13 protein-coding genes are annotated in these 10,804 nt (G+C 67.7%); 3 read left to right on the plus strand and 10 right to left on the minus strand.

What is annotated here, in order from left to right:
• Positions 1–9: 9 nt before the first annotated feature.
• Both NF4_RS30440 and NF4_RS38205 read right to left on the minus strand, forming a co-directional pair.
• The gene (locus NF4_RS30440; RefSeq protein WP_063130833.1) at positions 10–831 is read right to left on the minus strand and encodes a mycofactocin-coupled SDR family oxidoreductase; all 822 of its coding nucleotides are present in this window, start codon (positions 829–831) and stop codon (positions 10–12) included.
• A 32-nt stretch (positions 832–863) separates the two neighbouring features.
• Positions 864–1,127, minus strand: coding sequence for a hypothetical protein (locus tag NF4_RS38205; RefSeq protein ID WP_157120684.1), 264 nt, complete (start codon positions 1,125–1,127; stop codon positions 864–866).
• A gap of 57 nt (positions 1,128–1,184) precedes the next feature.
• Here NF4_RS38205 and NF4_RS38210 point away from each other — a divergent pair, with 57 nt between their 5' ends.
• Complete coding sequence (locus NF4_RS38210) at positions 1,185–1,808, plus strand: GNAT family N-acetyltransferase (RefSeq protein WP_198165524.1); 624 nt, start codon at positions 1,185–1,187, stop codon at positions 1,806–1,808.
• A 61-nt stretch (positions 1,809–1,869) separates the two neighbouring features.
• Here NF4_RS38210 and NF4_RS30450 read toward each other — a convergent pair whose 3' ends face one another.
• Positions 1,870–2,457, minus strand: a complete 588-nt coding sequence (locus NF4_RS30450; protein ID WP_063130835.1) for a TIGR03086 family metal-binding protein — start codon at positions 2,455–2,457, stop codon at positions 1,870–1,872.
• Between the two features lie 62 nt (positions 2,458–2,519).
• Between NF4_RS30450 and NF4_RS30455 the strand changes: the two genes are divergently transcribed.
• Both NF4_RS30455 and NF4_RS30460 read left to right on the plus strand, forming a co-directional pair.
• Positions 2,520–3,536 (plus strand): helix-turn-helix transcriptional regulator, encoded by a 1,017-nt coding sequence (locus NF4_RS30455; RefSeq protein ID WP_063130836.1) that lies wholly within the window; start codon positions 2,520–2,522, stop codon positions 3,534–3,536.
• A 34-nt stretch (positions 3,537–3,570) separates the two neighbouring features.
• Positions 3,571–4,482, plus strand: coding sequence for a helix-turn-helix domain-containing protein (locus NF4_RS30460; RefSeq protein ID WP_063130837.1), 912 nt, complete (start codon positions 3,571–3,573; stop codon positions 4,480–4,482).
• Positions 4,483–4,705: 223 nt separating this feature from the next.
• On the opposite strand, the gene NF4_RS30465 is transcribed toward NF4_RS30460, so the two are convergent.
• The 7 genes from NF4_RS30465 to NF4_RS30495 all read right to left on the minus strand — a co-directional run bounded on the left by NF4_RS30465 (position 4,706) and on the right by NF4_RS30495 (position 10,759).
• On the minus strand, positions 4,706–5,065 hold the full coding sequence (locus tag NF4_RS30465; RefSeq protein ID WP_063130838.1) for a hypothetical protein: 360 nt from the start codon (positions 5,063–5,065) through the stop codon (positions 4,706–4,708).
• An 18-nt stretch (positions 5,066–5,083) separates the two neighbouring features.
• Positions 5,084–5,806 carry a thiocyanate hydrolase subunit gamma gene (scnC, locus tag NF4_RS30470; RefSeq protein ID WP_063130839.1) on the minus strand — a complete coding sequence of 241 codons (723 nt, stop codon included), beginning with the start codon at positions 5,804–5,806 and terminating at the stop codon, positions 5,084–5,086.
• A gap of 30 nt (positions 5,807–5,836) precedes the next feature.
• Positions 5,837–6,658 (minus strand): SH3-like domain-containing protein, encoded by an 822-nt coding sequence (locus NF4_RS30475; RefSeq protein WP_157120685.1) that lies wholly within the window; start codon positions 6,656–6,658, stop codon positions 5,837–5,839.
• A 221-nt stretch (positions 6,659–6,879) separates the two neighbouring features.
• The gene (nrdF, locus tag NF4_RS30480; protein ID WP_063130841.1) at positions 6,880–7,842 is read right to left on the minus strand and encodes a class 1b ribonucleoside-diphosphate reductase subunit beta; all 963 of its coding nucleotides are present in this window, start codon (positions 7,840–7,842) and stop codon (positions 6,880–6,882) included.
• A gap of 169 nt (positions 7,843–8,011) precedes the next feature.
• Positions 8,012–8,233, minus strand: a complete 222-nt coding sequence (locus tag NF4_RS30485; RefSeq protein ID WP_063130842.1) for a hypothetical protein — start codon at positions 8,231–8,233, stop codon at positions 8,012–8,014.
• Positions 8,234–8,385: 152 nt separating this feature from the next.
• The gene (locus NF4_RS30490; protein ID WP_063130843.1) at positions 8,386–9,360 is read right to left on the minus strand and encodes a peptidase associated/transthyretin-like domain-containing protein; all 975 of its coding nucleotides are present in this window, start codon (positions 9,358–9,360) and stop codon (positions 8,386–8,388) included.
• A gap of 307 nt (positions 9,361–9,667) precedes the next feature.
• Positions 9,668–10,759, minus strand: coding sequence for an ABC transporter substrate-binding protein (locus NF4_RS30495; protein WP_084533669.1), 1,092 nt, complete (start codon positions 10,757–10,759; stop codon positions 9,668–9,670).
• Positions 10,760–10,804: the final 45 nt, after the last annotated feature.

The raw sequence follows: 10,804 nt of genomic DNA on the forward strand, positions 1-10,804 counted from the left end.
AAGATCCGCTCAGACCGTGTGGGTGCTCAGGCCGCCGGAGATCGTCAGCGCCTCGCCGTTGTAGCGGCCGCCGGAGTCGGAGACCAGTAGCAGGATCAGTTCCGAGACCTCCTCCGGCTGGATGAGCCCGCCCCCGGCCTCGAACATCGCCATGGCGTCCTCGCGAGTGGGGTTTTCGTGGTCGGGCATCAGTTCGCGGTAGGTGGCGGGGTTCATGATCATGTCGGTCTGTACTCCCGAGGGTAGTACCGCGTTCACGGTGATGCCGTGTTCCGCGACCTCCTCGGCCAGCGATTTCACCAGGCCGACCACACCCCATTTCGCGGCGGCGTAATGGCCGGATCGGCGGGCGCCCATGCGGGCGACGATGGAGGCGGTGGCGACGATGCGGCCCGAGCCGCGCTCGATCATATGCGGGACGACGGCGCGGAAGCTGTGATAGACGCCGGTCAGGTTGACGTCGATCATGTCCTGCCAGGTCTGTTCGGGCATTTCGGCGATCAGGGCGTTGGATGCGATACCCGCGTTGGCCAGGAGGATGTCGATACGGCCGAATTCGTCGAGGGCGCGGTCGGCGACGGCGTAGAGCTGTTCCTGATCACGGACGTCGGCGGTGACCGGGACGCAGCGGCGGCCGGTGTCGCCGACCAGTTTCACGGTCTCGGCGAGGTCGTCTTCCGAACCCAGTGCGTAGGGCACGCTCGCGATCGGTGCGGCGATATCGCACAGCACGATATCGGCGCCCGCCGCGGCCAGTGTCACCGCATGCGAGCGGCCCTGCCCGCGCGCGCCGCCGGTGACGACAGCGACTTTTCCGTCCAACTTCCCCACGGTTCCTCCTCGTCGGCTCGTTGTTCCCATCCTCACATTGCCGGTGGGCGTTGTCTGTCGGTTCGGAGTGTCGTCGATATCGATGTCGCCGGGATCCGGCGAGTCCGGCAGAACTCCGCGACTGTAGGCGTTTCGGCGACGTGGAACGGCACCATATCGATCACCACCAGCGCGGTGCGGCGCGGGTCGAGGTCGGGATAGGCGAATCTGCGACCACGGTGGTTCTTCTGGCGCCGGCACTCGCGCTCGTCGATATGCCAGTCGTGCGGGTCGGTGCGAATTCTGGTTTCCCTCAAGGCATTTCAGTCTGCCCGGACGGACGCATCCGCTGCGGGACGATGTGGTGGCCGGTGATGTCGAACCGGCCCACGTCACCGTTCTTGCCACGGGACCGGCGTATCAGCGCGATCGGGCCGGGCTGTTCGCTCGGTGCCGACCGGATCGCTTTCCGCGACGTGGCGGCACGGGTGTACCGGTTGCGCGACAATCACCGGATGGATCTCGCCACGGTGCACGTCCGGCAGTTGCAGGTCGCGGAGTGGGCCGTTTTCCGGCAGATCCGGCTTCGAGCGCTGGCGGACGCGCCGCATGCGTTCGGGTCCACCCTGGTCGAGGCCCGGCAGCGTGGGGAGCGGGACTGGCGCGAGTTACTCCTACGGCGTGCGCAGTTTCTGGCAGCCGCCGCCGATACCGAGGTGGGAACGGTCGGCGTCACCGGGGACTGCGGCGAATTGCACCTGATCTCGATGTGGGTCGCCCCGGAAGCGCGCGGCACCGGAGTCGCCGATCTGCTGCTGCGCGCGGTACTGGATCACGCCACCGTCCGCGGCGGCGACCGGATCCGCCTGGAAGTCGTCGAAGGGAATATCGCGGCCGAACGCCTGTACTTCCGCCACGGGTTCCGGCGGACCGGCGTCCGGGGGACCGTCGGCGGCGGCGATGTCCGGCCCGAGTTCGAAATGGTCCTCGACTTGTAGGCGGCCCGGCCCGCCGCACCGGTTCGATCGGCGACGCGGTGCGGCGGGCGCGGACCAACGGTCAGCGGCTCTCGGGGCGGCCGCGGCCGAGGAAGGCGGCCAGTCGCTCGGTCGGCCCGGCCTCGGCACGCGGCTCGACACGAACGCCGAACGGCGCCCCGGGGCCGCGGAACGCGTCGGTCAGCGCTCGGTCGGCGATGGCCTGCGCCTTGGCCACCAGTGCCGGATCGGCTTCGGCGGGCTGTCCGATGGATACGGCCAGGTCCCAGCCGTGCGCGACGGTTTCCATGAGGTACCCGCCGACGGCGAGCCCGCCGGGGGCCTCGCCCCAGGGTGCGAGGAGCGTGCGGGTCAGCAGCGTGTCGTCGGCCCACCGGTCGAGGGCGGCGCTCGACCGCTTCAGGTAGTCCTCACCGGGCCGGTTCATATCGATATCCGCTCGGGCGGGGAGCGGGCGCGGGTCGGCGCCGGTGGCGGTGGCCACCAGTTTGGCCGGATGACAGGAGAGGTGCTCGAGCAGCCCGCGGACATCGAAGTCCGTGCAGGGGGTGGGGGCGCTCCACTGGTCGGGGCGGATCGCGGCCATGAGTCCGGCCACCCACTCCTGGGCGGCGGCGAGGTCTGATCGGAAATCCGGAATCTGGGTCATGGGAACAGTCTCGGGCACACAAGGTGACATCCGGTGTCACCTTTTCGTGAGATTCTGGAGAGGTGCGCGCGGACCGGTTGCTCCAGATCGTTCAACTGCTACGGCGGTACGGGCGGATGAGTGCCGCCGAGCTGGCCCAACGCCTCGAAGTCACCAAACGGACGGTGCTGCGCGATATGGAATCGCTGTCCGCCGCCGGTATCCCGGTGTATGCGGAACGTGGCCGCGGTGGCGGATTCGCCCTGGTCCCCGGGTACGAACCGGATGCCGAGCAACTCACCGCGGAAGAGGCCCGCGCGCTCTTCGTCGCGGGCGGGCGGGGTACGGCCGAAGCGCTCGGCCTGGGGAACTCGTTCTGTCGCGCGCTGAACAAGCTGTCCACCGCTCTTCCCGACGATCAGCACCGGCTGGTCACGCACGTGCGGGATCGGATCGTCCTCGACGCCGGTGGATGGCACCGCGAACCGGCGGTGTTGAACGCACTGGCCGCGGTGCAGGCCGCGGTGCTCGACGACGAGCGGATCCGGATCCGCTACCAGTCGAGACAAGCCGACGCTCCGGGCGACCGGACCGTCGATCCGTGGGGGCTGCTCCAGGTCGGCACGACCTGGTACCTTGTCGCCGCCCATCGCGGCCGGCCGCGCAGCTACCGGGTGTCCCGGATCAGCGCCGTGCGCCGGCTCGGTGAGCCCAGCCGCCGGCCGCCGGACCTCGATCTACACCAGGTGTGGCGGCAGATGCGCGACGACTTCCGTGGGGCGCCCGCCACGGAGATCGTGCTGCGTGTGCACCCGCCGCGCTTACCGCTGGTGTTGCGGTCGCTGGCGGTGACCGCGCTCGGCGATCCCGAACCCGTCCCCGACGAGCCGGATGCACACCGGCTGCGGGTGCGCAGCGTGGAAGGGGCCGCGGCCATGCTGGTGGGTTTCGGCGCCGAGGTCGATGTCCTGGCCCCGGCGGGGCTGCGGGACCGGATCATCGCGATCGCCGAGGCAGCAGGCGAACATCATCGGACGGCGTCGCGGCGGTCGGATCCGGCCGAAGTGGAACTCCTGCCATACGGGCAGAATTCTCGTTGACTCTCCAGCTACTGGAAGGTTCAGGCTGGGTTCCGTGAGTGACCACGATGCACTGTTCACCATCGGCGAGTTGGCCCGCCGCACCGGACTTTCGGTGCGGACCATCCGGTTCTGGTCGGACTCCGGAGTCGTGCCGGCGACCGTCCGGTCGCCATCCGGCTACCGGCTCTACGACACCGAAGCGGTGGCCCGGCTCGATCTGGTGCGCACGCTCCGCGAACTGGGCTTGGACCTGCCGACTGTGCAGAAGGTGTTGCGGCGGCAGGCCACCGTGGCCGAGGTCGCCGCATCGCACGCCCGCGCGTTGGACGCCGAGATCCGCACCCTGCGCATCCGGCGCGCGGTGCTGCGTTCGGTCGCTCATCGAGGAAGCTCGACCGAGGAGATGAGAATCATGCACAAGATGGCGAAACTGTCCGCCGCCGAACGCCAACGGCTGATCGACGACTTCGTGGACGCCATATTCGACGGGATAGCCGACGACGCGCCGGGAGCGAATATCGCGCACGGGATGCGGATGCTGCCTGCCGAACTTCCCGACGACCCGAACCCGGAACAGGTGGATGCCTGGATCGAGTTGGCCGAACTTGTCGCCGACGCCGACTTCCAGGCGCGTTGCCGCCGGATGGCGGTGGCCGGGGCCACCGGCGAGACCGGACCGGAGAGCGCAATCGACCCGGACCGTGTGTCCGAGCACGCCCTGCGCGCGCTCGACGCAGGCGTGGCACCCGATTCCGTCCGCGGTAAAGAGGTGCTGGAACAGATTGTCGACGCCGGTCTGCCCGCGGCGGAACTCCGGCGGCTGGCCGATCGGATGGAGGTGTTCACCGACCGCCGGGTCGAGCGGTACTGGGAACTGCTGGCGGTACTCAACGGCTGGCCGCGGCGGGAACCTCGGGTTCCGGCCTGGGAGTGGTTCATCGACGCGTTGCGCGCCCACGCCTGATCCGTGTCTCCGGTGCGGTGACATCAACGCCGCACCGGAGACGCGTTCTTCCACACGCCCCGACGATGTCGCCGAATCCGCCCACAATCGCGGCCCGCGATCCGCCTCCGCGGCGGTCGGTCCCCTCCCGGTATTGCGTGCGGAACAGCCTCGACGTCGCTCGAAGTCACACCACTGGATCGCGATCGCGGTGATGACATCACCCGGATTCATGCCTACCGGCTCAACCTCCCGCTTCGAGTCTGGCCCGGACCTCCTCGATATGGTCGGCCAACTCGGCCTCGTCGATGATCTTGCGGGCGATCAACGAATGCGCCAGCGCGACGAGCTGATTCTCCGGGAACGGCAGCGCCGGATACACCTCCCCGGTGAGACGGTCCTCCTCGTCACGCCGAGCGAGCAACGGTAGCGCCGCCCCTTCCCGGTCGAGAGCGTCGCATATCCCGTCCAGACTCGTTTTCCACGGTGGAGACGGGTTCTCGACGCCGTATTTCTCGGCCATCCGTGACCACACCTGCCCCCGGGCGATCATCTCTTCCAGCAGCTGCACTCTGACCCGCGTGACGTCCTTGCCCACTGGCATCTGTTGTCCTCCGGTCGGTCAATAGTTCTGTGCCGGGTGCACCGCGGCGTGTACGGGGCGTTCCACGTCCGCGGTTCGTCCGGGCTCGGGAAGGGCGACACCGATCAAGCAGTCGCGCGTCACGATCTGCGTGAGCTGCTCCTCGTTCCATCCCTCCGTGCCGTCCGGACGTACCGGCAGCACCATGAACCGATGCTTGGAATTGGAGTCCTCGACCCGGATCTGGACGTCTTCGGTGAGGTAGAGGCCGAATTCGGCGAGAACCTGACGCGGCCAGCGGACGAGCCGGCGGCGGTAGTTCGGCGTCCGATACCATTCGGGCGAATTCCCGAGCAGTGGCCGGGGATAGCAGGAGCACAGGCTGCAGCAGACCACGTGGTGCAGGGTCGGCGTGTTCTCGAGGATATGCAGCGCGGTGAAATCGCTGGGCGTTCCGAATCCGGTGGGCTGCAACCAGTCGATGCCGACCTCGTAACACGCGGTGATGGCGTCGTTCAGGGCGAGCCGCTTGAACTCGGGGTCGGACCAGGCCTTGGCGACGAACCGAGCGCCCGGCGCCGGACCCAGTTGCTCGAAATACTCGGTGTACCGGCGGTGGTCCTCGGCGGTGAACAGTCCCTTCTCGATCGCGAGCTCGCGTAGCGCGATCTCGAGCACCTCGAAATCGGTGACCTCTTCCACCATCGGCGCGGCGTGCCGGGGAGCTTCGGAGTCCTCGCCTTCGTTCGATATCCCGCTCATCGTGTTCCTCTCGCTGAGGTGTAACCCGGTCTACGAGATCGCCTGGAGCCAGGGCTCCGATATTTCCGCTTGCAAGGTGTCGCCGGGGGACCCCTGGTACGGATCCCACAGATCTGTCATATCGAAGCGCACGATGTAGAACCATTCGGGGCGCCGGTCCTCGCGGTCGAACGCCTCGTCCTCCGGTATCGGGCTTTCGTACGACACTGTGACGACCGTCCCCGGTTTACCGCGCAAATACTCCTGGGTGCGGGTGTAGAAGATGGTCGGAAGATCACGCACCAGTACCCGGTCGCCGACCGCGAACCGGGGGTTGTCCGCTTGTCCGGCAAAGCATTGGGGATCCCCGTGGCCGACCGCGTCACGGTGATGAATATTCCGGGCCACCTCGGTGCCTTCTCCGGTGCTGCGGGGCGCGGCTTCCAGCGGGCCGGAGTTACCCGCGCTGCGTTCCCGGACCTCCTGCGTTCGTTCGAGCAGTTCACGCAGCGTGATATGCCGTTTGTCGATGAGGCAGCGAGCAACGGCCAGGACCCAGCGGCCGTAATAGGGAAATCCGAGATACTGGGTACGCCCGACATCGACGTTTCCCAGCCTGCGGCGTTCCTCGGAGGTCCAGATACCCCGCCAGCCCAGCACCTCGCAGGTGATGAACGTATTGAGCTCCCAGACCTCCTCCTCCTTTTCTTCGAAAACAGCCGGCGCATCCGGTTCCCCGCCCACATCGTGCGGGGTTTTCATGAATGCCCGGAAAAGCTCGTGATCGATCTGATCGGGGTAGGGCCAATCGCGGAGCTGATGTAGCGCGACGCGCAGCTGACTGACGTAGTCGTCCATGACCGAATTTGCCATGTTCGCCATCTCCCTGAAGTGGGTAGGTCGCCATCAACCTTAACGGGGGCCGGTCGGACTCTCCGGTTTCGAAACCATCAAATCTCTGACTCGGTTCCGGTGGCGCCGACCGCTGTTACTCCGGTTCGGTATACGAAATCGGGCCGGGCGTCGATATGACGCCCGGCCCGATTTCCGGCTGTCCGGTGAATCAGAACCGGACGGGCCTGATTCACCGGGGATCAGAACTCCCAGTCCTCGTCCTCGGTGTTTACCGCCTTGCCGATGACATAGCTGGAACCCGAACCCGAGAAGAAGTCGTGGTTCTCGTCGGCGTTGGGGGACAGGGCCGACAGGATGGCCGGATTGACCTCGGTCTCGTCCTTCGGGAACAGACCCTCGTAGCCCAGGTTCATCAGGGCTTTGTTGGCGTTGTAGCGGAGGAACTTCTTGACGTCCTCGGTCAGGCCGACCTCGTCGTAGAGGTCCTGGGTGTAGTCGACCTCGTTGTCGTAGAGCTCGAACAGCAGCTCGAAGGTGTAGTTCTTCAGGTCGTCACGTTCGGCCTGGGTGACCTGTTCGAGTCCGCGCTGGTACTTGTAGCCGATGTAGTAGCCGTGCACCGCCTCGTCACGGATGATCAGGCGGATCATATCGGCGGTGTTGGTGAGCTTGGCGCGCGAGGACCAGTGCATCGGCAGGTAGAAGCCGGAATAGAACAGGAAGCTCTCCAGCAGGGTGGAGGCGACCTTGCGCTTGAGCGGGTCCTCGCCGCGGTAGTACTCGAGGACGATCTCGGCTTTGCGCTGGAGGTTGCGGTTCTCCTCCGACCACCGGAAGGCGTCGTCGATCTCGCGGGTCGAGCACAGGGTGGAGAAGATCGAGCTGTAGCTCTTGGCGTGCACCGACTCCATGAACGCGATATTGGTGAGCACCGCTTCCTCGTGCGGGGTCAGCGCATCGGGGATGAGGCTGACCGCGCCGACGGTGCCCTGAATGGTGTCCAGCAGGGTGAGGCCGGTGAACACCCGCATGGTGAGTTGTTTCTCGTCGGCGGTGAGGGTGTTCCAGGAGGGGATGTCGTTGGACACCGGGACCTTCTCCGGCAGCCAGAAGTTACCGGTGAGCCGATCCCAGACCTCGGCGTCCTTCTCGTCGGGTACCCGATTCCAGTTGATGGCCGAAACCCGATCGATGAGCTTCATGCTGCTTCCACACCTTTCCCAACGAATCCGACGACTACCCTGCGCGTGCCGTAACACTACCCCTTGGGGGTCGAATCACCGAGCGCTACCACAACTTGTGTTTCGCGCGTCGAATGCGCTAGGGAGCGGGAGGTTTCGGCGCGCGGGGACCGCAGGCGCCGAGCGTACTTCAGTCGTCGGTCGGCGGTTTGTGGTGGCCGTCGGATCTGTCGTCGCTCGACGGCGCCATGGCGAGACCGAAGGCCAGGCCGAAGCCGATACCCAGCCCGATTCCGAGTGCCAGGTTGTTCAGCACGACCAGTCCGAGCGGGATCCCGATCCCCAGTCCGATGACGATCCCGATACTCAGCCGGCTCGCGAGTGAGCGATCACCCTCAGCGTTGTCGCCCATACCTCGACGGTACGCCGGTTATAGCCGATCACCTGGGGAAACAGGGTCTCGGAACGGTTGATGTCCGGTTGCGGACCGGTGGCTTCGGCAGTGGGCGGGCGCGGGTCGCGTTCTCGGTCGGCCGGCCGGAGTACCGTTGCGCGGCCGCCGCGTCAGTTACCGGCGGACGTTCCGCCGCCGGGAGGCGGGCCCGCGGGCGGAGCGCCGCCGGGTCCCGTGCCGCCCGCGGGAGGTTCCGCCGGGGTGCCGCCCTGTCCCGGGCCACCCTCGGCTCGATTCGCCGACTTCTCGGCCACGCCGATGGTGAGTGAGATCTCCATCCCGCGCTTCGGGTCGCCGGTCACCGTGGCCAGCTCGGCGTCCCAGCCGTCACCGAAGACGTTGTCACCGGGCAGCGTGACCTCCGCCAGGTTCGTCACGCTGCGGGCATAACCGGCGTCGGCGTCGTACACCTGCTCGCAGGCTTCCTGAGGCAGCGCGATCTGTGAGGTCAGCCGGGCGTTCTCGCCGGCGACGGCGGTCTCGAGGCCGTCGTAGACCTCGAAGTGGATATGCGGCCAGCGGCCGGAATAGCAGGCCGGGAAAATCGAGGTGAAGCTCACCTGCCCGGCGTCGTCGGCGACCTGGACTCCGCGCAGATAGTTCTGCTCGGTGATGTCCCGGCCGTAGAGCGAGTATTCGCCGTCGCGGTCGCAATGCCACAGGTAGAGGGCCATACCCTTACCGGCCGCGCCGTCGCGCGCGAGGTCCTGCAGGGTGAGCCGGATGGTCGCCGGGACGCCCTCGGCGGTACCGGTGTACGAACCGAAGCTGCCGGTGATATCGGAGCGGACGACACCGGATTCGACCAGCACGTTCGGTCCGTTGGAGCCGTCACCGGGATACGGTCCGGCCGTCTCCTGCGGAGCCACGGCGACCGCGGTGGTGCTCGCGGCGGCCGCCGGTGCCGAATTACCGGCGGTGGTGCCCGTACCGGACGAGCAGGCCGCGGCCACGGATGTGGTCCCGACCGCGCCCATGATCCACAGCGCTCGCCGCCGGGACAGCATCACCGACATATCGTGGGCGAGCCCGAGATCGTGTTCGTGGGGTAGTTCCGTTCGTGGCCGTTCAGGTCGTTTCCGCACGTGCGCACCTCTTTCCGATGGGTTGACAACCACGGTAGGAACGCTGTATGGCGGATTGCTGGAGCCGCACTGTGAGTCCTCTGTGGACCGATCGCCCCCCTCGGCGGACGACTGTCGGCGCGCGGTACCGAGCTCGGCCCTGCTGCGCACCGCGACCCGGCGGGCGGGTCACACACAGTGCGGGGTGCCGATCCCGTATCGGCGGCCGCGGGCCCGACCGGGTGCGTACATGTGCGGGCAGCGTCGGTCCCTGTGGAGGACGGGATGCCCAGCGGCCGCTGTTCCGACCGGGTGTGCGCGGGAAGCGTCAGTCCATGACGTAGGCGTTGAGGGTGTCGCGGATATCGGTGAGCACCGCCCGCGCCGCCGTGAGGCCGGTGGTGTGCCAGAGCGTGTCGTCGACCACGAAGGTGCGATTGTCGGCCACCGCGCCGAGCTCCTCCCACGGCTGCGAGCGCATCACCGATTCCCCGTGCTCCTGCCCGTCCGCGCCCGCGAACAGCACATAGATCAGATCGCCCTCGGCGGCCACGGGATCGGATTCGTCGATCGGCGCGGAGCTGTCACGCTGCGCGGTGGGCCGGGTGGCGCCGGTATCGGCGAGGACCTGCGCGGCGAAGGTCTCGCTGCCCAGGTACTCCGTACCGCCCGGAGTGAAACGCACGATCGAGGCCTGGACGTAGCGGGCGTTGATGGTGGCGCCGGTATCGGCGGCCTCGGTGTGATAGGCGTCCAGCGCCGCCGCGGCCGCCCCCTGCCGGCCCATTGCGCCCGCGAACGCGGTGAACTGCTTCTCCCAGTTCGGCTCCGCGCCGACCAGCACCGTCGGGGCGATCGCGCTCAGTGCCTCGTAGCCGGCCCGGCCGACCGGGACCTCACCGATGATCAGGTCGGGGTCCAACTGGGCGATGAGTGCCGGATCCGGGTCGGCTGCGGTACCCACACCGGGGATCTCGACGACCCCGTAACCCAGATAGCCGGGCTGCGGCACGGGGCCCGGGATCGTGGTCGTGCCGACCACCCGCTCCCACAGGCCGACCGCGCAGGTGGCGTCCAGCGCGGAGGTGCCCAGCACCACGATGCGCTGCGGATCCGCCGGGACCCGCGATTCGCCCGACGCGTGCCGGACGGTGCGGGTCGGTCCGTCCGCCGGATCGGGCGCGGACGGCAGCGGGCAGGCCTGTGTGGTGTCGCGTTCGATACCGACCACGCCCGCCCCGGCGATATTCGTCGTGGTGCGGATGATCGAGGCCGAATCGTCGGGATGACTCGCGCATGCGGACACCGCCAGCGCGGTGCAGGCGAGCACGGCGCCCAGGAGCCGGCCGATCCGGCCGGTCCGCCCGAAGATCCGGGACTCACGCGCGGCGGGGGTGTGGACAGCGGGGCTCACCGGCATGCCGGGAAGGGTACACGGCAGTGTTGTTTGGCGCCGCCTGCGGCG

It is taken from the genome of Nocardia fusca NBRC 14340 (assembly GCF_001618425.1).
GTDB lineage: Bacteria > Actinomycetota > Actinomycetes > Mycobacteriales > Mycobacteriaceae > Nocardia > Nocardia fusca.